The organism is Bradyrhizobium daqingense (assembly GCF_021044685.1).
GTDB lineage: Bacteria > Pseudomonadota > Alphaproteobacteria > Rhizobiales > Xanthobacteraceae > Bradyrhizobium > Bradyrhizobium daqingense.
The window spans coordinates 6,215,748-6,240,415 of record NZ_CP088014.1; the positions used below are offsets into that span (position 1 = coordinate 6,215,748).

Sequence of the window (24,668 nt, forward strand, 5' to 3'; positions counted from 1 at the left end):
GCCACTCAGCTGGTTAGCGGAACCAGAAGGAGCGTCCGGACTGCGGCGGGATCGACTCCGGCGGACGCAGCCGCTTCGGACGCGGCGGCTTTGGCGGCGGCTCGGCGGACGAGGTGGCTTCCGCCGCCGGCGCCGCCTCGCTACCCGGCACCTTCACCGACAGCAGCAGGTTGGACTCGTGCGTCCGCCAGCGATAGCCCACGCCGAAATCGATCGGCTGGGCGCGCGTGAACAGTGCGGCGTAGCGTTCCTGATATCGGCCGGGGAATTCGTCGATCGGACCGAGATAGCGGCCGAACGGGAAGAACCGCCATTGCCGCGCGCTGTAATTCGCGAGCGGAATGCCGGAATCGTCCTGGATGATGGTGGCGCTGTTGGCGAGCAGCCAGTCGCGCGCGGCGGTGAAATTACCGGAATGCAGCAGATAGGACGCGCTCTTGATCAGGCTGTTGCCGGGGCCGAGCGTCTCGCAGAATTTCAGGAAACCGGTCGCGCGTGCCCCGGAATTGGAAAGGTCGGTCGAGAAATAATACAGCGTGCGCGATTCCCCTTCGCTGCCGGCGAAAGTGATGCGGACGCCGCGCGTCGCGTTCCGTCCCGGATTGTCGACATGCACCCCACCCTTGTCGTCGAGCGCGATCATCTCGACGTTGCGAATGGTCTTGCCGGAACGGGCGAGAAAGACATAGAGAATCGGCAGCGTGCCGTTGACCTGGTTGGCGCTCAAGTCGACCTTCATCTGCTTGGTGATGAAGAACGAGAAGCTCAGGATCGAGCCGAGCGAGCGCTCCACATTGTAGAGCGCGGCGCCGACCGAACCGCGCGGCAGCCGCGTCAGGTCAGGCACGGCCCCCACGGGCTCGAGCGCGCCGAGCACATAGGTGCTGGCCTTGGCGTAGAAGGTGTTGGCGTAGAGGAAATCCGGACCGCTGAACAGGTAGAACACGGTCGGTCGGGGCGCGGCCAGATTGACGTCGGCCCAGCTGCGGATCTTCGAGAGTTGCCGCTGCTCGAGCTGGGCGAACGCGCCGTCGAAGAATTTTGCGTGCCGCTGCCAGGCGGGATCCCTGGTGAGCGGCAGCAGCGGGGAGTCCGCCGAAGGCTGCATGCCCGCAAGGAAGCGCGCGGTATCGTCGAAGGTGACCTCCGCCGCATGCGTGGACGAGACGGAAGCAGCCAGCAGGGCAAGAGCGACGGCCGCAATTCTGAAGGCTCGGACCATGTCTATTCGCGATGTGGTGAAGCGGCAACGGCGACCGGCCGCCTGCGGAAAACAGCATAAATCAACAGGCCCGAGAGCATGACGAGCATCCCCGACAGCGACTGCAACGGTCGCTCGGTCAAGAGGTAATACATCATGAACGCGGTCACGAGCAGGAAAACCAGCGGCGTGAACGGGTATCCCCAGGCGCGATAGGGCCTGGGGATATCGGGATCCGTGATGCGAAGCTTGATGACCCCGGCGACGGTGAAGAACGAGCAGAACAGCAGCGCGAACTGGATGAAGTCGAGGACCGCCTCGAAGCTGCGCGTGAACAGCAGCAGGTTGGCGATGGCGAGCTGCAACAGGATGGCATAGGCCGGCGCGCCGCTCGTCGATCGCTTCGAGAATACGCGGAGCGCCGGAATGTCTTCGCCCATCGTCATCATCACGCGCGGGCCGATCCACATCATCGCGCTGATCGAGGAGATCAGGCCGACACAGATCATCGCGCCGACGATCCGTCCGCCGAGATCGCCGAAGATGGCGCTGCCGGCGACGCTGGCGACGTCGAGTTGGCCGGCAAGCGCGCTAACCGGTGTCGAATAGAGGAACACCGCGTTCAGAGCGACGTAGAGAACGAGTACGATCAGAGTGCCCAGGAGCAACGCGCGCGGCAGGCTGCGCTGCGGCGTCTTCATCTCGCCGATGATGTAGGTCGCGGCATTCCATCCCGAGAACGAATACATCACGAACACGAGCCCGATCGCGAAGGGGGCGCTGACGATGTGGACGAGATCGCCCGGCTGCGGCGTGAAGGCGATCTGCTGCGGCATGCCGATGACGAAGCCGGCCACCAGGAAGGCGACGATCAGCACCACCTTCAGGATCGTCGAGATCAGCTGGAACGTCGCGGAGTGTCTGACGCCGGTCAGTTGCACGAGCGAAACCAGCCACACCACGCCGATGGCGAGCGGGATCGGCGGCAGATCGGGCGCGACCGATTTGGCGTATTCGCCGAACGCCATCGCCGCGAGCGCGACCGGCGCCGCAAACCCCACCGTTGCCGAGACCCAGCCGGCGAGGAAGCCGAAAGCGGGATGATAGGCGCGGCCGAGGAAATTGTATTCGCCGCTCGAACGCGGAAACATCGCGCCCAATTCGCTGTAGGAGAACACCCCGCACAGGGCGACAATGCCGCCGACCGTCCAGAGCAGCAGGATCGAGAAGCCGGACGGAATGTCCTTGACCTGGAAGCCGAGGCTGGTGAAGACGCCGACCCCGATCATGTCGGCAACGACGATGGCCGTTGCGACGGGAACGGATACCCCCGACCCGCTTCCGGTCAGCCGGCCAGTCCAGGGCGCGGTACCGGCACCTGATGCCGTCATCGGGGTCCTCAAACCTCAGGCCTCACGCCTCGTGCGAAGCATCGTGCAAATTGCTCAGTCAATTCAAGCAGGGTTAACAAGGGTTAAATGAGGCAGGTCCAACGGGTATCGTGGCACCTTTGCGGGCAAGAAGCCTGCACCGACCCGGACAATCACGTTCTCCTTCCCCACAATCACGACACGATTGCATGGTCCCCTAAGCGTCCCGGATGTGGGGAAGTTTCTCCGGACGCTTAACGTCGCCTAAACGCCAGTCGGCTCAATTGTCTAGAAATGCCGATGGACGTGACTTGATGTGACTCGGGGTCATGGGTGAATGGTCGGGGCCGTTCCCAAACTGAGAACTGACACGCGTGCCGGCCGGACCACGTCCGGCGCGCGTGGTCGTTTGCTCCGGGCCAGCCTGATCCCAGCCTTGGTGCCGCTGTCGCTGACGCTGGCTCAATGCGGCAAGGCGCCCGATCCGGCGGCGCTCGCGGCGAACTCGCAGGCCAACGTCCAGGTGGTCTCCAAGACGAAGACGCAGGTGGCAAGCGCAGACACATTCGAGGATCGCTTCCCTGCCCCGCAGTTCAGGGAGCGTTTCCCCTCGGCGAGCGAGAGCTTTCTGCAGCGGCAGATGTCGGACTTCTCGCCCAGGCGTGCCGTGCAGCCGCAGCCGGAGCAGGTACCTTACAAGGTGGCTTCGCTCGAGCCGCAGCTCCCCTACAAGCGTCCACCGCGCGAGGACCTGACGACGCTCGTCAGCATGAAGTCGTCGGCCTTCCCCTATTTCGGCAACAACCCCGCCTCCGACGCGCCCTTCCTCAACATCTCCAAGGGCGACCGCCGCGGTCACCGCAGCTATTCGGGTCGCGTCTACTGGCAGGACGAGACCTACAATGACAGCCGCGTGCTGGTGCACGTCCCCGACCATTTCGACGTCCGCAAGCCGGGCGTGATCGTGGTGTTCTTCCACGGCAATGGCGCGACGCTGGAGCGTGACGTGCGCGACCGGCAGATGGTGCCGAAACAGATCACCGATTCCGGCGCCAACGCGATCCTGCTGGCGCCGCAGATGGCGGTCGACGCCGCCGATTCCAGCGCAGGAAAATTCTGGCAGGCCGGCGGCTTCAAGCGCTTCATGGAGGAGTCGGCCACCCATCTGGCCCGGCTCACCGGCGATCCCAACAGCGCGCGCGCCTTCGCCACCATGCCGATCGTGATCATCGGCTATAGCGGTGGCTTCCTGCCGACCGCCTGGAGCCTGGAGGTCGGCGGCATCAGCGACCGCGTCCGCGGCGTCGTGTTGCTCGACGCGGTCTACGGCGAGATGGACAAGTTCGCCTCCTGGATCGAAAGCCATCGCTCCGGCTTCTTCGTCAGCGCCTACACGCGCTACACGGCGCGGCGCGACCGCGAGCTGATGAGCATGCTGCGGCAGAAGGGCATCAGCGTCTCCGAGGACATGGACGGGCCGTTGCGCCCCGGCAGCGTCGTGTTCGTGGAGACCGGCGAAGGCATCACCCATCGCGACTACGTCACGCGAGCCTGGACGCGGGATCCGCTGAAGGACGTGCTGGTGAAGATGTCGGCGACGCCTTCGCTCGCGCTGACGCGCGTCGCCTCCACCAATCCATCCGCATCGAGCCGCTAGCGCGATGAGTTCTTTGAATCGTCATCGCGCTGTGGCCTGTCGTTTGAGCATGATCTCTTCGAAAACCGCTACGCAGCTTTCCGCGTCATGCTTTCGGCCGCGATCGCTCGGCTATCGGCTGAGCCCGTGCCGGTTCAACCTCAGGTCTTCGGCAGCTTCGGAATGCTCTCGGCAAAGCCGTTGAAGCAGGCCAGTCGCTCGTCCTCTTCCTTGAGGAAACGGCAATCGGCGTAGCCCTTGGCCTTCGCCGGCTTCGGCTTCGGGGCCGGCGGAATCACCGCGTCGTAGCAGTTGAGACGGTCCTTGGTGCCGTCATCGATCTCGAGGCAGGCCTGGAGCCGCACCGCGATCGACTGCGGCTTGCCCTTCGGGGCGGCGGCAGCCTCTTTGGTCCCTTTCGGCTTGACCTGCACCAGCGGCTTGTCCCCCACCATCGGTGGCTTGTCGGCTTGCGCGAACGCGGAGGCTGAATAGAGCACCGCGGCAACCGCCAGAATCATCCTCATTTCAGTCCACTCTCTTTGGTCCCCATCACCGGCCTTCTAGCGCCCCGGCGCGCGGTTTGCCAAGCACCTTGCGCAAAGGAAAGCGCGGGATTCAGGCCAGCGCGGCAGCAGCCGGCCGGGGCCGGGTCAGGACCACCAGAATCAGCGCCGTCACGACGAAACCGACCGCGACGAAGCCGAGCGTGTGCAGGAGCTCGCGGGCGAACAGCAGCCCGCCGATGGCCGAGCCGACCGCCTGACCAATATAGAGGACGGACGTGTTGAGGGCGACGGTCGCCGACGCCAGCGAGGGCGCGGCCGCGACCAGCCGCACCTGCTGCATCGAATTGGTCGAGGCGAAGCCGAGGCCCCAGACCGCGACCGCGCCGGCCATCAACATGAGCGTGCCGGCACCGAGCGCCCAGCCCGTGATGCCCGCGAGCAGCAGGGAGGTGAACAGCAGCGAAGTGCGGTAAGGGCCCGAGGTGTCGACGATGCGGGTCGCGACGGCGACGCCGAGGAAGCCGCAGACGCCGTAGAGCGCGAACACCATGCCGATGGCATCGGGACCGGCTCCGGTCAGCTTGTTGAGCAGAGGACCCATATAGGTGAACACCACGAACTGTCCGGACATTTGCAGCATGGTGATCGCAAGCAGGAGCAGGATCGTCTTGCTGCGGCCGACCGCGGCCCAGGTCTTGATGTCCACTGGCGTGCCCTTCAGGTCCACCGGAAGACGCAGCAACAAGAGCAGGAAGCTGATGCAGCCGAGTGCGCCGATCCCGCCATAGGCGGCGCGCCAGCCATAGCGGCTGGCGATGAAAGTGATCAGCGGCAGGCCGACGGCCGCAGCGAGCGACCAGCCGAGGAAGATGTAGGCGATGGTGCTGCCGCGCCGCTCCACCGGCACGATCAGCGCCGCCGTGCCCGCGGCCTGCGGCGTATAGAGCGCACCGATCGCGAGCATCACCAGCCGGATCGCGAGCAGGCTCGCATAGTCGGGGACAAAGGCCGAGGCGAGATTGCCGACGGCAAGCACCGCCAGCGTGGTCGCGAGCAGCGTCCGCCGTTCGATGCGGCTGGTCAGCCAGGCCGTCAGCGGCGAGCCGATGCACAACGTGATCGCACCGAACGTGATCAGCAGCCCGGCCGCATGGATGCTGACGTCGAGCCCGCTCGCCAATTCCGGCAGCATGCCCGCGGGCGCCAGCACCGAGCAGCCGGTGACGATGTTGCCGAGCATCAGGGCGGTTGGCGCGAAGCGAGGGGCGCGGGGGGGTTCCATGCAAATGCATGTAGAGCGGGCGCTCAGCCAATGAAAGGGCCTTTGCGAAATAGTTGGCGCGGGCGGCGGCATTGCGCGCGGATTTTCTTGGAAATGCCCGATTGCGCAGGCCGAATCGCCTGATATATCGCTCGTTCCCGCTTACCTGCGCTCGTTCGCAGGAGTGAGCCTCAGGAGTAAAGCAATGACCGACCAGCCCAAGTCCGAATCCGGCTTCCAGTATTCCCTCAGCAATCTGAAGCCCGTGACCCCCGCCGCCAAAGTCACCCTCACCTTCCCGGACGGCGCCCGGCGCGAATACGACAAGAGCATCACCGGCCTCGAGATCGCCAAGGGCATCTCGCCGTCGCTGGCCAAGCGCACGGTCGCGATGGCGCTCGACGGTGTCATCGCCGACCTCGACGATCCCATCGAAGCCGATGCCAAGATCGAGCTGATCAATCGCGACGATCCCCGCGCGCTCGAATTGATCCGCCACGATTGCGCCCACGTGCTGGCCGAAGCCGTGCAATCGCTGTGGCCCGGCACCCAGGTCACCATCGGCCCGGTGATCGAGAACGGCTTCTATTACGACTTCTTCCGCAACGAGCCGTTCACGCCGGAAGATTTTGCCGCGATCGAGAAGAAGATGCGCGAGATCATCGCGCGCGACAAACCCTTCACCAAGGAAGTCTGGGATCGCGAAAAGACCAAGCAGGTGTTCCGCGACAAGGGCGAGGCTTTCAAGGTCGAGCTGGTCGATGCCATTCCCGGCAACGAGCCGATCAAGATCTACTACCAGGGCGATTGGTTCGACCTCTGCCGCGGCCCGCACATGACCTCGACCGGCAAGGTCGGCAACGCCTTCAAGCTGATGAAGGTGGCCGGCGCCTATTGGCGCGGCGACAGCAACAACCCGATGCTGACCCGCATCTACGGCACCGCCTTCGCCAAGCAGGAGGACCTCGACGCTTACCTCAAGCAGATCGAGGAAGCGGAGAAGCGCGACCATCGCAAGCTCGGGCGCGAGCTCGACCTCTTCCACTTCCAGGAGGAAGGTCCGGGCGTCGTGTTCTGGCACCCGAAGGGCTGGACCATCTTCCAGCAGCTGATCGCCTATATGCGCCGTCGCCTCACTGGCGACTACAGCGAGGTCAACGCGCCGCAGATCCTGGACAAGGGGCTGTGGGAAACCTCGGGCCATTGGGGCTGGTATCGCGAGAACATGTTCGCGGCTCAGTCGGCCGGCGACGAGGCCGAAGACAAGCGCTGGTTTGCGCTCAAGCCGATGAACTGCCCCGGTCACGTGCAGATCTTCAAGCACGGCCTGAAGAGCTATCGCGACCTGCCGCTGCGCCTCGCCGAGTTCGGCGTGGTGCATCGCTACGAGCCCTCCGGCGCCATGCACGGGCTGATGCGCGTGCGCGGCTTCACCCAGGACGACGCCCATATCTTCTGCACCGAGGACCAGCTCGCCGAGGAATGCCTGAAGATCAACGACCTGATCCTGTCGACTTACGCCGATTTCGGCTTCACCGGCGATCTCATCGTGAAGCTGTCGACCCGTCCGGAAAAGCGCGTCGGCACCGATGCGATGTGGGACCACGCCGAGCGGGTGATGGCGACCGTGCTGCGCGAGATTCAGACGCAAAACAACCACATCAAGACCGAGATCAATCCCGGCGAAGGCGCCTTCTACGGGCCGAAGTTCGAGTACGTGCTGCGCGATGCCATTGGCCGCGACTGGCAGTGCGGCACCACGCAGGTCGACTTCAACCTGCCGGAGCGGTTCGGGGCGTTCTACATCGACCATGACGGCGGCAAGAAGCCGCCGGTGATGGTGCATCGCGCGATCTGCGGCTCGATGGAGCGCTATATCGGCATCCTCATCGAGCACTATGCCGGCAACTTCCCGCTCTGGCTGTCGCCGGTGCAAGTTGTGGTCACCACCATCACCTCGGAAGCCGACGACTACGCCAAGCAGGTCGTCGAGCAGGCGCGGCGCGCGGGCCTTCGGGTCGAGATCGATTTGCGCAACGAAAAGATCAACTACAAGGTCCGCGAGCATTCGCTGGCCAAGATCCCCGCGCTGCTCGTGGTCGGCAAGAAAGAGGCCGAGACGCAGTCGGTCTCGGTCCGCCGCCTCGGCAGCGACGGCCAGAAGGTGATGACGACGCAGGAGGCGATCGCTGCCCTCCTCGACGAGGCGACCCCGCCGGATGTCCGGCGGGCGCGCGGCGCTGTCTGATCCCTGAAATCTATCTAAATTCGCTTCCGGTTGCGGGCGTGCATGCCTATCTCGTGTCTGCACGCCCGCCGACCAGCTGAAGAGGATATCGCAGTGCCCGATGCCATCGAACTCCTGAAGACCCGCCGCTCGGTCAAGCCGCGCGAGATGACCGGGCCCGGCCCCTCCGCAACCGAGCTCGAAACGATCCTCACCATCGGCGCCCGCGTGCCCGATCATGGCAAGCTGGCGCCCTGGCGCTTCATCATCTTCGAGGGTGACGCGCGCCAGCGTGCCGGCGAGGTGATCGCGAAGGTCTTCGCCCGGAAGAATCCCGGCGCGCCCGCCGCGGATGTCGAGGTCGAGCGCAAGCGCCTCATGGACGCGCCGCTCGTGATCGGCATCGTCAGCTTCACCAAGCCGCATCCGAAGGTGCCGGCCTTCGAGCAGGAATTGTCGGCGGGGGCCAGCGCCATGAACATCGTCACGGCCGCGACCGCCCTCGGCTACGGCGCCTGCTGGCTGACCGGCTGGTTCTCCTTTGACCGCGACGTGCTCGATGGCCTCGGCCTCAAGCCGGACGAAAAGCTCGCCGGCTTCATCCATGTCGGCACGCCGACCAAGCCGAGCGAAGACCGTCCGCGACCGTTCCTTTCGGAAATCGTGACTCGCTTTTAATCGGAGTCTGGTTGACGCCTTCGACGTCTTGCGGCTTTGTTCCCGGCCAGGGAGGAAGTCCGGATGAGACGCCGTGAATTTCTGGTCGGGGCCGCGCTGCTCGCCGGCTCGATGGCGCGAAGCCGCGCAGCCGCCAACATCCCCGCCCCGTCGCCCGATGGGCTCGACCGCATCACCGCCTATTTCGACAACGAGACCGGAAGCGGCCGGCTGCCGGGCGCCGTGATCATGGTCCAGCAGCACGGCAAGCCGGTCTACCTCAAGTCCTTCGGCGTACGCGACGTCGCGACCGGCCTTGCCATGACGCCGGACACGATCTTCGCCATCCATTCGATGACCAAGCCGATCACGTGCCTCGGTGCGATGATGCTGATCGACGAGGGCAAGCTCGCGCTGACCGACCCCGTGTCGAAATACGTCCCCCTCTTCGCCGACACCAAGGTGGGCCTCGAGATCACCAAGCCGGACGGCAAGCTGGAGCTCGATCTCGTCCCGCCGGTCCGTCCTGTCAACATCGAGGATCTGCTGCGGCACACCTCGGGCATCAGCTACGACTACATCGGCGGCAAATGGGTCGAGCAGGCCTACAAGGCCGCCAACATCTTCGAGGGCCCCTTCGACAACAGGGAGTTCGCCGACCGCATCGCCAAGCTGCCACTGGCGCGGCAGCCGGGAACGCTCTGGCGCTACGGCCATTCCACCGACGTGCTCGGCGCCGTCATCGAGATCATCTCGGGCCAGACGCTCTATGCATTCCTGAAACAGCGCATCTTCGATCCGCTCGGCATGAACAGCACCAAATTCGCGTTGGCGACGGAAAATGAGCTGGCGCGAATGGCGCGGCCGTTGCCGAGCGATTTCATCCTGCTCGCCGCCGAGCGCGAGCGCCTCAACCATCCGGAATGGCAGTCCGGCGGCGGCGGGCTGCTCTCGACCATCACCGATTATCAGCGCTTCTCGCAGATGCTGCTCAACGGCGGCGAGTTCGAAGGCAAGCGCTATCTGACCCCTGCCGCATTCAAGGCCATGACGACCGATCACATCGGCCCCGACTCGGGCGTCGGGCGCGACTATTTCTATTTCCCGGGCGACGGCTTCGGCTATGGCTACGGCCTTGCAGTTCGCACCGATCCCGGCAACGCCAAACCGCCGCCGCCGGGCTCGCTCGGCGAGTTGAAATGGGACAGCGGCAGCGGCACCTATTTCGGCGTAGATCCCAAGCTCGACATGGTCTACCTCATGATGCAGCAGACCCAGAACGAGCGCAGCCGCATTACACCCGCGTTCAAGGCGCTGGTGTACGACTGCTACCCGGAAGCCTTACGCCGCCCGTGAGGCGCGCTGGCCGAAATCGGCGAGCAGCTTTGCGATCTCGGCAGCGGGCCGCGCTGCGCTGAACAGGAAGCCCTGCACCTCGTTGCAGCCTTCGGCGCGCAGCCAGTCGAGCTGATCCTCGGTCTCGACGCCTTCCGCCGTCGTGGTGATGTTGAGGCTGCGGCCGAGCCCGGAGATCGCACGTACGATCGCGCTGCAATCGGGCCGCTGCGCCAGATCCTTGACGAAGGATTGGTCGATCTTGATCTTGTCGAAGGGGAAGCTGCGCAGATAGCTCAGGCTCGAATAGCCGGTGCCGAAATCATCCATGGAGATGCCGACGCCGAGCTCGCGCAGCTGATGCAGGATGGCGAGGTTGGCTTCGGTCTCCGCCAGGAAGATCGACTCCGTGATCTCGAGTTCGAGCCGCCGCGGCGACAGGCCGGACTGCGCCAGGGCCGAGATCACGATTTGAACCAGATTGCGGCTGCGGAATTGCGCCGGCGACAGGTTGACCGCGACCTTGACGTCGGCCGGCCAATTGACGGCCTCGGCGCAGGCCTCGCGCAGCACCCATTCGCCGAGCTGGGTGATCAGACCGATGTCCTCGGCGACCGGAATGAACTCGGCGGGCGAGATCATGCCCTTGTCCGGATGACGCCAGCGCAGCAGCGACTCGAAGCCGGAGATGCGGTCGGAGGCGATCGACACCAGCGGCTGGTAGTGCAGCTCGAACTCGCCATTGGCAAAGGCACGGCGCAGATCAAGCTCCATGTCGCGGCGCTTCTGTGCCTGCAGGTCCATCTCGCGCTCAAAGAAATGGTGCACGCCGCCGCCGTCGGACTTGGCCCGGTACAGCGCCATGTCGGCATTGCGCATCAGCTCCTCGGACGTCGTGCCGTCACCCGGAGACAGCGCGATGCCGATGCTGGCGCCGATCACCATTTCCTGGCCGTCGATGTCGTAGGGCGCCTTCAGCATGTCGATCAGCAGGGTCGCGCAAGCGCTGGCTTCGTTCGGCGAGACGTCGGCCGCGAGGATGACGGCAAACTCGTCGCCGCCGAGCCGGGCCGCGAGATTGGCACCGCGGACCGCGGTGGTGAGGCGCTCGGCAACTTGCTTGAGGAGGCGATCGCCCGCGGGATGGCCGAAGGAATCGTTGATGTTCTTGAACAGGTCGAGATCGATATAGAGCACGCCGACCCGCCTGCCCCCGGCCTGGTCGAGCGCCTGCTTCAACCGCTCCTGGAAATGTTCGCGGTTCGGCAGGTCGGTGAGCCCGTCATGATGGGCCATGTGGGCGATCCGCGCCTCGGCCTTGCGCCGCTCGGTGATGTCGACCACCGCGACCAGATAGCCGTCGCGATCGTCGAAGGCGACGCGGCGGCCGAAGGTGAGCACCTCGATCTCGCTGCCGTCGGCGCGCAAGTGCCGCCAGTTACGCGAGGAGTGATAGGCATCGCCGAGACGTTCGAGCGCCTCGGCGTGGCTCTCCCACTCGTCCTCGGGCCAGATCTCGTGCAGCCTCATGCGCAGGAAGGTGGCGCGGCTGTAACCGTAATGCTGGACCGCGGCGTCGTTGACGCTGAGGAATTGCTTGGTCTCGGCGTCGAACACCCACATCGGCATCGGGTTGTTGTCGAACAGCAGGCGGAATGATGCGTCGCGCCGCTTCAAGGCGGTGACGTCGGAGATCGTCAGCGAGACCACGTCGGCGAAGGCGGTGGCGCTGAGCCTGAGGTAGCGGCCTTCGTTCTCGATCTCGAGCTGCTCGCCGCGGCCGCCCGAGACGGCCTCGAGCAGGAATTCCATCACCTCGGGCGACGCCAACAGCGTGCCGCCCTCACGGACCCGCCGCCACAACAGGCTTCCGGCCGCGGCCTTCAGCAGCGCGCCTGCGCTCCTGTTGTGGTGCACGATCTGGAGATCGAACGGCCTGCCCGCGGCATCGCGCAGCGTTGCCAGCGAGACGACCGCGTCGTCCGTCGCCGAGAAAATCGCATCGAGCAGATTATATTGCGTGCCGCGCTCGTTGACGTAGGCGCCGACCAGCGTGGCGCCCCAGCGCGAGGCGGTCGGCAGCGCCAGCAGATCGTAGATCCTCACCATGCCGTCGCGCACGCAATGCGCGCTCGCGTGATGCGGCTGCCCCGTCGCGAGCGCGATGCACGCGGCTTCCGTCAGCGCCGTGGCGCAATCGGGCGACAGCTCCGCGACCGGAATGTCCCAGCGCTCTTCGCCGAGCCATTTCTGCACGTAACGCCCGCTGCGCGACAATTCGAGCGCGCCCTCACCCCTGAGCAGCGCGATGTGGTCGGCGAGCCGACCGAGGCTGCCGAGCATCACGTCCTCGTAGCGCGGCAACCGTTCGCCCGGCTTCAACGCGGCACGCCATTTGCGCCGAAGCACCGGGATGTCATCGAACATTTCGGCGGCCGGTTTTCCCGACACTTTCTTCGCGGCAGTCATGGCAGTCCCCAACGCACTATCCCGGCGCATCCAATGCGGAGGCACTTAACGGCGTGTAAAGGCGACGCAGACGCGGGTAGAGCTGGCCCCGCAAATTCGGACAGTAGCTTGAGTGGATTTTCTGCCTGACAGCGGCGAGGATTCTTGCTGCGAATCAGGAGCGAAGATGACGAAGAAGAGCCGCCGGACGCATTCTCCGGCATTCAAGGCGAAGGTTGCTTTGGCTGCGGTCAAAGGAGACAAGACACTGGCGGAGCTGGCGCAACTGTTTGATGTTCATCCGAACCAGATCACGATCTGGAAAAACCAGCTCCTGGAAGGCGCCGCCGGCGTGTTTGGGCATGACAAGACATCGGCCGAGACGCCGGTCGATTTGAAGGCGTTGCATGCCAAGATCGGCGAGCTGGCGTTGGAAAACGATTTTTTGTCCGGCGCGCTCACCAAGGCGGGCCTGCTGAGCGCAAAGCGATGATCGACCGCGGTCATGATCTTTCTATCGTGCGCCAGGCGAAGGTCCTGAAGCTGGCTCGCAGCACGGTCTACTATGAACCTCGGCCAGTTTCGGCCGAGGACCTTGCCTTGATGCGTCGGCTCGATGAGCTGCATCTCGATTATCCCTTCGCGGGAGCGCGTATGCTGCGATCGTTGCTGCGGCGGGAGGGGGTATACGCCGGTCGCCGCCACATCGCGACGCTGATGAAGCGCATGGGGATCGAGGCGGTCTATCGTCGCCCGAACACGAGCAAGCCGGCTCCGGGTCACAAGATCTACCCGTACCTGTTGCGCGGATTGAAGATCGAGCGGCCCGACCATGCGTGGGCAATGGACATCACCTACATTCCGATGCGGCGTGGCTTCGTCTATCTCGCGGCGGTCGTCGATGTGTTCAGCCGACGGGTCCTGGCCCATCGCGTCTCGATCACAATGGAGGCGGCCTTCTGCGTCGAAGCGGTCCAGGAGGCGTTGGCGAAGCACGGCAGGCCCGCGATTTTCAACACGGACCAGGGCAGCCAGTTCACCAGCCTCGAGTTCACCGATGTGCTGCTGGACGCGAAGATCGCCATCAGCATGGATGGCAAGGGCGCCTGGCGCGACAACGTGTTTGTCGAGCGGCTCTGGCGCACGGTCAAATACGAAGAAGTTTATCTCCGCGCCTACGACAGCGTGTCCGAGGCGCGAGCGTCAATTGCCAAGTATCTGGCCTTCTACAATCAGGGACGCCCTCACTCGAGCCTTGACGGGCGCACGCCCGACGAGGCTTACTTCGGCACGCAAGCTATGGTGATGGCCGCATGACCGTCGCCGACGATTTTGTCGTCGCTCTGGTCGGGCTACGCCCTCCCGACGCAACGACAAAATCGTAAAGCCCCGCGTTCAGCATAACCCGGCAGGAATCCACTTAAATCCAGCGGGGCGCTGTCCAAACAACCGGGGCCAGCTCTGGTTCCGTTCGGTGACTATGACAGTTTTAAGTCAGGTGTTGGTTAGTGGGTGTTAGAGACTATGACGGTTGTGCAAACTGCGCTCGTCCGGGCATGCGCTGGCATTTTGGTCCACGACTGCTTTCGTCATTGCGAGCGCAGCGAAGCAATCCAGGATCTTTCCGCCGCGGCAGTCTGGATTGCTTCGTCGCAAGGGCTCCTCGCAATGACGGAGTGTGGGGCAACAGCTTCGCTCCATCGATCTTTGCAGGCACGCCTTCGCAGCCTCGCGGCAAATCGCGCCCGAGTTTTGCGTCGGTGCCTCACCCTCGATTGAAGAAGGGCGCAGGGAAGACCGGGTGCCGGCCGGGCACCCACGGTCCACTGTGCGAAAGCGTGTGCTTACAAAGATTGCACAGCGGCATACAGGTGAAGCCAAGCAACCGGCCTTCCCTGCGCAGTGGGTTTACGGCGTATGTCGTGCTCTCCCCGGGGAGCGATGCACTATTGCCCCCGTCGCCTTGCGGATGGCTGATGCTGCGAACCCGGTCGGGCCGCCTCATCACCGCAAGACTTGGCGTACAGACCCCGGACGCCAGGACGACACGATTTTGCCGTACGCGAACCGCACCCGTCGTTGGCGCGACGCTTTCGCTCACGGTTGCCCGCCCTGCGAAGCCCTTCGCGCCGGTGTGGTCCACGTCCCACCGCCGCCCGGCCCGCGTTCGTGACGATCGCGATACGCCCCTCTTCGTTGGGCCGGGTTGCGGCGATACATACGCCGTTTCCGAATTTCGGTAAAGTGGAATATTTTCGACGGTGCACGTTGACTCAGCTCTGGCGTGTTTTGCCCGGCGGGCAACGCAAAGCCTAGTAGCCCGGATGAGCGCAGCGACATCCGGGATTCTGCCGGCACCGTCCCGGGTGTCGCTTCGCTCACCCGGGCTACGAGGATGTACGCGCAGGAACGCCGCTAATCCTCGCTCGAGGCCGCGGAGCGGTTGTGCAGATAGGCCTGCGACAACAGGAAGAACAAGGCGCGCTCGCCTTGATATTTGGCGGACGGCCGGGTGCGCTCGAAGCCGTCGGCAAAGACCTTGCCGGACTGGTCGCACACTTGCCATCGCCAGCCAAACCGCTTGCGCCTGGTGAGGATCACTTCGAACATGCCGACGGGCTAGGTCCCCTGCTCCTGCCGGTCTCGCAAGGCACGCGCCTGCTCCGGCCTCCCCCGTTAGACGGATGCCCGACATATAACGCAGCAGGATGGAAAGAGAATAAAATTGATGATCGGAAATTGGTCTCTTCCACCACTGTGGTGAATTCACGGCGCATCGGAATAAGACGGCGCCCGCGGTGTAAGTCCAAGCTCAGCGCAACAGGCCGGTAGCAGTCATGGTATTCAAGGCAGTACACAAGAAATAACGAATGGTGAGCATCCGCTTACCCGACATGCAACGACAGAGGTAAGAAGGGATAGATCAATCGTGCGCTAGATGAGATGTGTCGTATCTGCAGCGTTACAGAAGGCCGCTACCGCGCGACGACCTCGACTTCGCCGTCGACGCCGTTCACGACGTTGAAGCCACGCTCGTAGACCTTGCCCTCGTTCTTGGCGATGGCGCGGTATTCGCCTTCGGAGAGCACGACGCGCGGAAAGGCGCCGATCGATTCCTTGATGACGTCGCCGCCCGGGGTGATCACCGACCAGGCGGTGTTGGCAAGCGCTTCGCCGCCCCTGTCGCTGACGAGCTTGAGCGTGATCACGGCGGCGCGGTGGGTGATGGTGACGTCGGTGAGCTTGCCGGCCTGGACGCGGATGTCCGAGCGCACCACCGAATTGGCGTCGCCGTAGTTGGAGACGATGTAATAGGTGCCTTCCGGAATCAGCACGACGTCGCCGGCGGCGACGTTGGGAACCAGCGAGGCGCGCTCGCCGGATTCGAACTGGCTGCCCTTGTAGATCGAGAACGAGATCTGGTTTTGCGGAATGCGGCTGGTGCCGACGCGGCCCTCGATGCGCAGGCCGCCCGCGGGCAGGACGAAGGATTCGCGGTCGGTCTCCGCCTTCAGGCTGACGGTGCGCACCGCGCTGACGAGGCCGAAAGCGACGTGGACGACGTAATTGCCGGGCGGCAGCACGATGTTGGGCGCGGCATTGCGGTCCTCGCGGATCAGCTTGAAGGTGCCGTTCTCGTCGGGACGGTCGGCGAACACGCGCCAGACCAGGCCGCTGGTGATCGCAGGAGAATCCTTGCCGTATCTTGCGGTCAGCGACAGCACGCCCTGGCCGGGCACGGCCGCATTCAGCGGCGCGGCCGGCGGCACGGTCGTGACCGCGGGCGGCGGCATGCTGGGCGAGAGCGGCTGCATCAGGGTCGGCGGCAGGCTCGGGGGGCCGGCGCCCGGCCCGGAGGGTGCGGCCAGATTGATGGCGGCGCCGGGATCGGGCACCGAAGCAGGGGGCACCGGCGGCGGACGATCGGAGAAAAGCTGCGCCTGAGCGGCGTTCTGGCCCAAGATCATGAGGCAGGCGGCAAGGCTCAGCGCCGGCAGCAGCCGAACGCTGCGCCGCCATCCGATGATGCCGTCACCCCCGCGTGTCATGCCTCCTGCTTTTCACCGAAAACGCGGCAAATTCAAGCCTCGGAACCCCCAGGAAATACGGTTCTCGGGAACCCGATTGACGCCTGCGTGATTGGCCGAGGACGACCAGCCGTCGCCACACTGCTGCCCCCTGCTTCCCGAACGGTATAAACCATGCTTCACCCTCGTTATGGCGGAGCGGAGGTCCGGCGCCTACTCTGGTGTGAGGGCTGGCCCGGGCAGGAGAGTTTTTCGGTGCTGGATATTTTGAAGGGTCGGGGCGCGAACGGCTCCAATGGGGAAAAAGCGGGGGAGAAGGTGGGGCTCGGCACCACCCGCCGGCCGGTCATCGGCCTTGCCCTCGGCGGCGGCGCGGCGCGCGGCTTTGCCCATATCGGGATCATCAGAACTCTGATCGCCAATGGGATCGTGCCCGACGTCGTGGTCGGCACCTCCATCGGCGCCGTGGTCGGCGGACTCCATGCGGCCGGCCGGCTCGATACGTTCGAAGATTGGGGGCGCAGCCTGCAGGGCATGCGCAACATCCTCGGCTATCTCGATATCCGCCTCAACGGCTCCGGCCTGCTCGGGGGCGAGAAATTGGCAACCCGGCTCGAGGAGGCGGTCGGGCAGGCCCTGATCGAGGACCTCCCGATCAAGTTCGCCGCCGTGGCGACCGAGGTCCGCACCGGCCACGAGATCTGGCTGACGCGCGGCCGCGTGGTCGATGCGATGCGCGCCTCCTATGCGCTGCCCGGCATCTTCGCGCCCGTGCTGATCGGCGACCGTTGGCTGGTCGACGGCGCGCTGGTCAATCCGGTGCCGGTCTCGGCCGCCCGCGCGCTCGGCGCCGAAATCGTCATCGCCGCAAATCTTTCCAGCGACATCTTCACCCATTCCACGACGATCTATTCGCACGGCGCGATGCCCGCGCCAGTGGCAGTCGTACCCGAAGTGTCGACTGCCAAGCGGCGCTTTCCGCGATTTTTCTCACCCGAGAAGACCATGAAGCGCGAGTTCTTCGGCGGCGGCGGACGGCCCGGCATCTCCTCGGTGATGGTGGATGCCTTCAACATCATGCAGGACCGCATCACGCGCGCCCGCCTTGCCGGCGATCCGCCCGACCTGTTGATCACACCGCGCGTCGGCCAGTTCGGCTGGTTCGACTTCCACCGCTCCGAGGACCTGATCGCGCACGGCACGCGCGCCGCCGAGCGCGCGTTGGACTCGATCCAGGAGGCGATCCACGTGCTGGCGCCGCCGCCTGAAGGGGCAGCGCCCACCGCACAAGAGTGAGATCCGATCAGGCGGTCTTGATGTAGTCGCGCAGGGCTTCCTGCTCGGACTCGTATTCCTGGACGCGGCGCTTGACGATGTCGCCGATCGAGATCAGGCCCACCACCTTGCCGTTGTCGATCACGGGCAGATGGCGGAACTTGCCCGTGGTCATCGTTTCCATGAGCTCGGCGACCGTATCGGTCTCCTTGCAGGTGACGACCTTGCGAGTCATGACCTGGGCAACCGGTTCATCCAGCACGCTGGCGCCGCGCTCGCCGAGCACGCGCACGATGTCGCGCTCGGACAGGATGCCTTCGAGCCGGCTCTGGTTCATCACCAGCACCGCACCGATCTTCTTTTCGCCCAGCAGCTTGACCGCGGCCGACAACTTGGCGTCGGGCTCGACGCTCATGATCTGATGGCCCTTGGTACTGAGAATGGAACGTACCGTCATTGTCGCCTCCCAGAATCGGAGCCGTTCGCGTTCGGCGGTCCGGACTTGTTCGCGAGTCTTCAACTAACAGTTACAGCGCCGGTTTCACGCTCGTGCGCTTTGCGAAGCGCTGCCGCTATGGGCTTGCCGCTTCGGAACATTCTTCCGGGGAATGATGGATGAATTCGGGCGGCGCTGCAAGCGCCGCTTCAAATATGGTCTGAAACGTCGCGTTATGACGCATCCGCAGCATCGCTTCGCACGCGCGGCACGGGATCGAACAGCGCGAACAGCAGGAGCCCTGCGAAAAAGCCGCCGATATGCGCCTGCCAGGCCACGCTCGTTGTCTCCGCATCGACGCCGATCGCGCCGAGACCGAAAATGATGTTGACGCCGAACCAGACCGCGAGGAAGCCGACCACGCGCCCGTCGCGCAGCGCGCGCGACAGCGGCAGCGCCGGAACCTTCGCGGCGGTAGCGGCGTCCGAGCGGCTGAACGAGAGAAAGCTGCCGCGGGCGAAGGCGAAGCGGATCGCCGCCGCCATTGCGCCGGACACCGAAGCCGAGGCGCCGATCATTGGCGCAACCGCATGCTCATGGGTGATGAGATGGGCGAGCGCGCCGGCCGCCGCCGTCACCGCCATGAACACGAAGAACCTGACGGCCCCGAACCGCCGCGCCAGCGCGCTGCCGAACGGCAACAGCCACAGCAGGTTGAAGCCGAGATGGGTCAGATTGGCGTGCAACAGCGAATAGGTGACGAAGGTCCAGACCTTCGCCCCCGTCCCGCCCGGGATCTGCAGATTCAGTAGCGAGGAATCGTACCGCTTCGGGATGAAGCCGAAGACGTCGATGGTCCAGTTCTCGAGCTCCGGCGGCAGCAGCACCCGCAGATGGATCACCGCGAGCAGAACGATATAGGCGGTCAGCGCCGCCGGCAGTGTCAGGATCGGCTCGCGCGGAGCCTTCTCCTGGACGGCCGGCAGATCCGGAGACTCCTGCGGCGGAGAATTTGGCGGGGAATCCAAGGCAGCTTCGCTTTCAGCGCGATCGGAGCGACATGCTTGGAGATAGTCGCCTTTGCCGCCCCTGCGCAAGTGCACAAGAGGAAAAGGCAGGGCCCCTGGGGAGCCCTGCCTGTCCATGTCGGTCTTCCGGTACTCCAAGGAATAAGGTGTATCCCCACCCCTCCCCGCGGCCCGTGACCAAACTGTTTGACGCCCTGTGTACAAGCCTCGCCGAGAACCTGGAAAACCGGCGGGGCTTGCGTCCGCGGTCACCATAGCAGCGGGGCTGCCGGCGGGAAGCGCATAGTTAATTTAACGTTAACGGTGCAAAGAAAGCTCCCAGGGGGCCTAAAACACGCCCGCGGCATGGACGCTGCAAATCCCCTCCTGCACAACAACCAAAGGGATCGCGGGTGCACTGAAGCGGGACAGGGTTGTCCCGTGGGGTTGCACCCCGGGGTTAGCGTTCAGTCATGAAACATCCGTCGAGCCGCGCGTTCTTCGCGTATTGGGACAAGAAGCGTGGCACCGCGCGGGCCCCTGATCGGGCCGACATCGACCCGGCTGCCGTCCGCGATCTGCTCAGCGACATCTTCGTGCTGTCCTGCGAGCCCAATCTCGGCTTCCCGTTCCGCGTGGCCGGCACGCGGGTCTGCGCGCTCGCCGGGGGCGACCTCAAGGACCGGAGCTTTGCGGCGCTGTTCACGCCGGAAACCCGCGGCGAGATCGAGGAGATCACCACCATTGTCGCCGACGAGACGCTGGGCGCAATCGCCGGCCTCACCGCCGCGCGCGAGGACGGCAGCAAGGCGCATCTCGAGCTGCTGCTGCTTCCCTTCAACGCCCGCCCGCACACACCCGTCAGCGTGACCGGCGTGCTGGCACCGTTCGACGATGAATGCGGCACGCTCGGTGCCTTCACCCTCACCTCATGGCGCTATCTGCATCAGCCGGAGAAGCTGCTGCCGCGCGCAATCCGCAAACTGCAGATCGCACGCGGGCTGATGGTGTATGAGGGGCTGCGCTAATCTCGAAAGCGCAGGCGACCGTGTCGATCGTCGCGCGGCATGGCCGCTTTTGCCGGATTTGCGTCATTCCTGAAGTAGCCGCGAGCGGCTAGCTTCCGCGCCGCGTGAGACGACGAGCGGGTGACATCATCATGAGCTGGCGCATTCTGGGCTGGACCGTAGTCGGCGGCGTGGCACTGCTTGCCGCGATCGGCGGAACATGGCTGCTTCTGCTGCCCGGCGCGCCATCATCGGGAACCGCGTCTGCGATCTCCAGCGAGGAAGCCGCGGCGACGCTGGCCGCGTTGAAACCGCCGAAACGAAAGCGCCCCTTGATCGCCATCGTCGGCATCAACGACATGAGCGAGACCACCGACTATCTCATGCCCTACGGCATCCTCGCACGCGCCGACATCGCCGACGTCCTCACCTTGGCGACGCAGCCCGGGCCCGTCACGCTCTATCCTGCGCTCAAGGTGCAGCCGCACGCGACCATCGCCGCCTTCGATGCAGCACACCCCGACGGCGCCGACTACGTCATCGTGCCCGCGATGAGCCGCGACGACGACGCAGCGGTCCTGCAATGGATCAGGAGCCAGGCCGGCAAGGGCGCGATCGTGATCGGCGTCTGCGTCGGCGCCACCGTCGTTGCCAAGACCGGGCTGCTCGACGGCAAGCGGGCCACGACGCATTGGTATTCCGTGCGCGACCTCCAGAAGCATACGACGATCCGCTATGCGCCGGATCGCAGACTGGTCGTCGACCAGGGCGTCGCGACGACCACCGGCATCACCGCATCCATGCCGATGGCCCTCACCTTGATCGAGGCGATCGCCGGCCGGGCCAAGGCCGAGGCGGTCGCCCGCGAGATCGGCCTTGCGGCGTGGGATGCGCGCCACCGCAGCGACGCCTTCAGCTTCACGCGCCCCTTCGCGCTGACCGCAATCGCGAACACGCTCGCGTTCTGGAACCGCGAGCAGCTCGGCATCGCCTTGACGCCCGGCATCGACGAGGTCTCACTCGCGCTGATCGCCGATGCATGGTCGCGAACCTATCGCTCGCGCGCCCTCACCTTCGCCGCCACGCCGCAGGTTCAGAAGAGCCGCGGCGGTCTCGGCATCCTGCCGGAGCGGATCGCCGACGATTGGCCGGCACACCAGACGCTGCCGGATACCGTCACCTCGCCGCCAGCGCAGGCACTGGACGAGACGCTGCGCGCGATCGAGACGCGCTATGGATCGCGCACGGCCGACTTCGTGGCGATGCAGCTAGAATATCCGCGATAGCGGCAGTAAAGATTTGTTCGACATGAGCAAGCCGCATTGGCGTCCCGCACGCGCGTCCGATCTCGCTGCGATCAGCGCGATCGCGGCGCGAATCCATCCTGGTCTGTTCGAGCGAACCGACGTGCTCGCGGAGAAGATGCGGCTTTGTCCCGATGGATGCCGCGTGCTCGCTGCGGACGAAGCGATCGTCGGCTACGGGCTCGCCCATCCCTGGAAGCAACATCGGATTCCACCGCTCGACGGCTTCCTCACTGGATTGCCCCACGATGCGGACTGCCTCTACGTGCATGATGTCGCCGTGCTGCCCGACGCCCGCGGCGGTGTCGCACGCGCCTATATCGCGATGATCGAGCAACTCGCGCGCGCATCCGGCATCACGGCGCTGGCGCTGGTCTCGGTCTATGCCACGCAGCCGCTGTGGCAACGCCTCGGCTTTCGGCCCGTGGCGGCAGACGCGGAATTGCGTACGAAGCTCGCCTCCTACGGCGAGGGCGCGACCTACATGCTTCGCGATCTCGCTGCGGCGTGACGCCCTTCCCGGTCGCGGCTCACGCGGGCGTGAAGCCGCCCGCTCGAACCGGCTTCGGCCGGCCTCCGTCGAAGAAACGTGCGGACCGTTCCGGTCTCGCCGAACCGAGACTGGAGACCTTCCATGAAGCTCACATTGTCGAAAGTTGCTTTGATTGCATTCGCTGCGACGGCCGCGTTCAGCGCGACCAGTGCCAACGCCACGCAGTACCGGGCCTACGGCTGCGAGTTCGCCTTCTTCGAGGGCTGTGCCGGTCTGGTCGAGGTGCCGAACCAGGGCGGACGGCGCGCTCGTACCGCTCCCGATATCTCGCCCGTCTACATGAAGCAGACCGACCCGCGCTACAATTCGGTGCTGCATGACGCCGGTGGTGGCGGCGGCGGAGGTGGCGGTGGTGGTGGCGGCGGCGGCCGCTGAGCCCACCGGACTTTTCCGATGATGTCGCCGGTGCGATCCGGCGGCATCATTGCCGTCCGGACTGGATGACGAGGCTCACCCGCGACGCTTCTTCTTCGCCTTCTTGCCTCCCGCACCCTTGACGGGCCATGGCGTGACTGAAGGCTCCGCGTGGGCCGGCTTGTTTCGCTGCTTGTTCTTCCTTCCGAAGGAAGGAGCCTCGTCGACTCTCGGACCGCGCTCGCCGTGAGCCTTGTCGCGCGGCTTGAATGCTTTTGTGTCGCGTGCGCGATCTTCACGACGCGGGCGGCGATCGGCATCGGCGCTCTCGCGCCGGGGCGTATATGACCTCTCCTCCGACGGCGCCTGCCGCTGCGGCGCCTCCGCCATCGGCTCGATGCGGATGCTGTCTTCCTTGTCCGGACGCTTGATCTTGGCGGCGAAGGACTCCGCCACGCGCTCGGAAATCTCGAACTCGGTGGTGGTGTCCATGATCTTGATGGCGCCGATGTCGCGCTTGTCGATGCCGCCGCGGCGGCAGATCATCGGCAGCAGCCAGCGCGCCTCCGCATTCTTGCGCCGACCGATCGCGGCGCGGAACCAGACGCTGCCCTCTGCCATATTGTGCTTCGACGATCCCTTGCCGGGCTTCGATCGCGACTTGCCAGGACGATCCTCGTCATCCGCACCTTGAAATTTGTCGCGACCGCGATCCTCCCGCGGCTTGCCGCTGCGTTCGCCGGGATCGAGGATGTCTTCGGGGGACGGCAGCCGTGCCCGATAAAGCCGCGCCAGCGCGGCGGCGATGTCCTCCGCCGACCGCTCGGCCAACAGCGCCTGCGCCAGCACCAGATCGTCCGGCGTCGTCTCCTCCGTGAACAACACGTCCTTCATGCGGGCGTGGTCGAGCTTGCGGATTTCGTCGGCCTGCGGCGCGGTGCCCCAGTCCGCATCGATGCCGGAAACATTGAGCAGCAGCTCGGCGCGCCGCCGCCGTGCCGGCGGCACGAGAAGAACGCTGGTGCCCTTGCGGCCCGCGCGCCCGGTACGGCCGGAGCGATGCTGCATCACCTCGGCGTCATTGGGCAGATCGGCATGGATGACGAGGTCGAGGCTCGGCAGATCGATGCCGCGGGCGGCAACGTCGGTCGCAACGCAAACACGGGAACGTCCGTCGCGGAGCGACTGCAGCGCCATGGTGCGCTCGTTCTGCGTCAGCTCGCCCGACAGCGCGACCACGGAAAAGCCGCGCTCGAGCAGCGCCGCCTGCAGATGCCTGACGGCATCGCGCGTGCTGCAGAACACCAGCGCGCTCGGCGCCTCATAGAAGCGGAGCATGTTGACGACGGCGTGCTCGATATCGCCAGGTGCGATCCGGATCGCGCGATACTCGATGTCGGCGTGCCCGCCTTCGTCGCCGGCGACCTCGATCCGGAACGCGTCGCGTTGATATTGCCTTGCCAGCGCGACGATGCCGCGCGGGAACGTCGCCGAGAACAGCAGGGTGCGGCGCGTCTCCGGCGTGGTCTCGAGAATGAACTCCATGTCCTCGCGGAAACCGAGATTGAGCATCTCGTCGGCCTCGTCGAGAACGACCGCCTTCAATTCCGAGATGTCGAGCCGGCCGCGGCGCAAATGATCGCAGAGCCGCCCGGGCGTGCCGACGACGATGTGCGCACCGGCGGCGAGCTCGCGCTGCTCGCGGCGCGGATCCATGCCGCCGACACAGGAGACGACGCGGCCGCCCGCATGCCCATAGAGCCAGGCAAGCTCGCGCTGCACCTGAAGCGCGAGCTCGCGGGTCGGCGCCACGATCAGGGCAAGCGGCGCGGCCGCCTGCCCGAACCGCTCGGCGTCATCGAGCAGATTCCTGGCGATCGCGAGCCCATAGGCGACGGTCTTGCCAGAGCCGGTCTGGGCCGAGACCAGGAGGTCGCGGCTGGTGGCTTCGTGGGCGAGCACCGCGAGCTGGACGGGGGTCAGTGAATCATAGTTCCGCTCAGCCAAAGCGCGGGCGAGCGGCGGGGTCAGGGCCGGAAGAGACACGAGATGGGAAACCT

General features: G+C 65.2%; 20 protein-coding genes. 10 read left to right on the plus strand and 10 right to left on the minus strand.

Going from position 1 to position 24,668, the window contains the following annotated elements:
* Positions 1 to 13 precede the first annotated feature (13 nt).
* The gene (locus tag LPJ38_RS29760; protein WP_145643086.1) at positions 14 to 1,222 is read right to left on the minus strand and encodes a hypothetical protein; all 1,209 of its coding nucleotides are present in this window, start codon (positions 1,220 to 1,222) and stop codon (positions 14 to 16) included.
* A gap of 2 nt (positions 1,223 to 1,224) precedes the next feature.
* Positions 1,225 to 2,592 carry an APC family permease gene (locus LPJ38_RS29765; RefSeq protein WP_145643084.1) on the minus strand — a complete coding sequence of 456 codons (1,368 nt, stop codon included), beginning with the start codon at positions 2,590 to 2,592 and terminating at the stop codon, positions 1,225 to 1,227.
* Between the two features lie 316 nt (positions 2,593 to 2,908).
* Here LPJ38_RS29765 and LPJ38_RS29770 point away from each other — a divergent pair, with 316 nt between their 5' ends.
* Positions 2,909 to 4,228, plus strand: a complete 1,320-nt coding sequence (locus LPJ38_RS29770; RefSeq protein ID WP_145643082.1) for an alpha/beta hydrolase — start codon at positions 2,909 to 2,911, stop codon at positions 4,226 to 4,228.
* Positions 4,229 to 4,368: 140 nt separating this feature from the next.
* Here the strand turns inward: LPJ38_RS29770 and LPJ38_RS29775 are convergent, their stop codons facing one another.
* On the minus strand, positions 4,369 to 4,734 hold the full coding sequence (locus LPJ38_RS29775; RefSeq protein WP_145643081.1) for a hypothetical protein: 366 nt from the start codon (positions 4,732 to 4,734) through the stop codon (positions 4,369 to 4,371).
* Between the two features lie 91 nt (positions 4,735 to 4,825).
* Positions 4,826 to 5,998 carry an MFS transporter gene (locus LPJ38_RS29780; RefSeq protein WP_145643079.1) on the minus strand — a complete coding sequence of 391 codons (1,173 nt, stop codon included), beginning with the start codon at positions 5,996 to 5,998 and terminating at the stop codon, positions 4,826 to 4,828.
* Between the two features lie 184 nt (positions 5,999 to 6,182).
* On the opposite strand from LPJ38_RS29780, the gene thrS reads away from it, so the two are divergent.
* The 3 genes from thrS (at position 6,183) to LPJ38_RS29795 (ending at position 10,217) form a co-directional block, all read left to right on the plus strand.
* Complete coding sequence (thrS, locus tag LPJ38_RS29785; RefSeq protein WP_167520817.1) at positions 6,183 to 8,225, plus strand: threonine--tRNA ligase; 2,043 nt, start codon at positions 6,183 to 6,185, stop codon at positions 8,223 to 8,225.
* Between the two features lie 93 nt (positions 8,226 to 8,318).
* On the plus strand, positions 8,319 to 8,882 hold the full coding sequence (locus LPJ38_RS29790) for a nitroreductase family protein (protein WP_167520816.1): 564 nt from the start codon (positions 8,319 to 8,321) through the stop codon (positions 8,880 to 8,882).
* A 63-nt stretch (positions 8,883 to 8,945) separates the two neighbouring features.
* On the plus strand, positions 8,946 to 10,217 hold the full coding sequence (locus LPJ38_RS29795) for a serine hydrolase domain-containing protein (RefSeq protein ID WP_145643075.1): 1,272 nt from the start codon (positions 8,946 to 8,948) through the stop codon (positions 10,215 to 10,217).
* Here LPJ38_RS29795 and LPJ38_RS29800 read toward each other — a convergent pair.
* Positions 10,203 to 12,665, minus strand: a complete 2,463-nt coding sequence (locus LPJ38_RS29800) for a putative bifunctional diguanylate cyclase/phosphodiesterase (RefSeq protein ID WP_167520815.1) — start codon at positions 12,663 to 12,665, stop codon at positions 10,203 to 10,205. The genes LPJ38_RS29795 and LPJ38_RS29800 overlap by 15 nt on opposite strands.
* Before the next feature lie 166 nt (positions 12,666 to 12,831).
* Here LPJ38_RS29800 and LPJ38_RS29805 point away from each other — a divergent pair.
* A protein-coding gene (locus tag LPJ38_RS29805) for an IS3-like element ISRj2 family transposase (RefSeq protein ID WP_109866565.1) occupies positions 12,832 to 13,961 on the plus strand; the annotation gives its coding sequence in 2 pieces (ribosomal slippage) (positions 12,832 to 13,084 and positions 13,084 to 13,961; 1,131 coding nt in all).
* 1,098 nt (positions 13,962 to 15,059) lie between these two features.
* On the opposite strand, the gene LPJ38_RS29810 is transcribed toward LPJ38_RS29805, so the two are convergent.
* Together LPJ38_RS29810 and LPJ38_RS29815 are read right to left on the minus strand one after the other, a co-directional pair.
* Positions 15,060 to 15,254 carry a hypothetical protein gene (locus tag LPJ38_RS29810; RefSeq protein WP_167520709.1) on the minus strand — a complete coding sequence of 65 codons (195 nt, stop codon included), beginning with the start codon at positions 15,252 to 15,254 and terminating at the stop codon, positions 15,060 to 15,062.
* Positions 15,255 to 15,619: 365 nt separating this feature from the next.
* The gene (locus LPJ38_RS29815) at positions 15,620 to 16,693 is read right to left on the minus strand and encodes a hypothetical protein (RefSeq protein WP_145640733.1); all 1,074 of its coding nucleotides are present in this window, start codon (positions 16,691 to 16,693) and stop codon (positions 15,620 to 15,622) included.
* A 234-nt stretch (positions 16,694 to 16,927) separates the two neighbouring features.
* Here LPJ38_RS29815 and LPJ38_RS29820 point away from each other — a divergent pair, with 234 nt between their 5' ends.
* Entirely contained in the window at positions 16,928 to 17,968 is a 1,041-nt protein-coding gene (locus LPJ38_RS29820) for a patatin-like phospholipase family protein (protein ID WP_145640732.1), read from the plus strand.
* Positions 17,969 to 17,975: 7 nt separating this feature from the next.
* On the opposite strand, the gene LPJ38_RS29825 is transcribed toward LPJ38_RS29820, so the two are convergent.
* Entirely contained in the window at positions 17,976 to 18,404 is a 429-nt protein-coding gene (locus tag LPJ38_RS29825) for a CBS domain-containing protein (RefSeq protein WP_145640729.1), read from the minus strand.
* Positions 18,405 to 18,616: 212 nt separating this feature from the next.
* Positions 18,617 to 19,411 carry a rhomboid family intramembrane serine protease gene (locus LPJ38_RS29830; RefSeq protein ID WP_145640725.1) on the minus strand — a complete coding sequence of 265 codons (795 nt, stop codon included), beginning with the start codon at positions 19,409 to 19,411 and terminating at the stop codon, positions 18,617 to 18,619.
* A 452-nt stretch (positions 19,412 to 19,863) separates the two neighbouring features.
* Here LPJ38_RS29830 and LPJ38_RS29835 point away from each other — a divergent pair, with 452 nt between their 5' ends.
* From LPJ38_RS29835 to LPJ38_RS29850, 4 genes are all read left to right on the plus strand, one after another.
* On the plus strand, positions 19,864 to 20,418 hold the full coding sequence (locus LPJ38_RS29835; protein ID WP_145640723.1) for a PAS domain-containing protein: 555 nt from the start codon (positions 19,864 to 19,866) through the stop codon (positions 20,416 to 20,418).
* A gap of 131 nt (positions 20,419 to 20,549) precedes the next feature.
* Positions 20,550 to 21,683, plus strand: coding sequence for a DJ-1/PfpI family protein (locus LPJ38_RS29840; protein ID WP_145640721.1), 1,134 nt, complete (start codon positions 20,550 to 20,552; stop codon positions 21,681 to 21,683).
* A gap of 22 nt (positions 21,684 to 21,705) precedes the next feature.
* On the plus strand, positions 21,706 to 22,212 hold the full coding sequence (locus tag LPJ38_RS29845) for a GNAT family N-acetyltransferase (RefSeq protein WP_145640718.1): 507 nt from the start codon (positions 21,706 to 21,708) through the stop codon (positions 22,210 to 22,212).
* Between the two features lie 123 nt (positions 22,213 to 22,335).
* Complete coding sequence (locus tag LPJ38_RS29850) at positions 22,336 to 22,629, plus strand: hypothetical protein (RefSeq protein WP_145640715.1); 294 nt, start codon at positions 22,336 to 22,338, stop codon at positions 22,627 to 22,629.
* A 75-nt stretch (positions 22,630 to 22,704) separates the two neighbouring features.
* Here LPJ38_RS29850 and LPJ38_RS29855 read toward each other — a convergent pair whose 3' ends face one another.
* Complete coding sequence (locus tag LPJ38_RS29855) at positions 22,705 to 24,654, minus strand: DEAD/DEAH box helicase (RefSeq protein ID WP_145640713.1); 1,950 nt, start codon at positions 24,652 to 24,654, stop codon at positions 22,705 to 22,707.
* Positions 24,655 to 24,668: the final 14 nt, after the last annotated feature.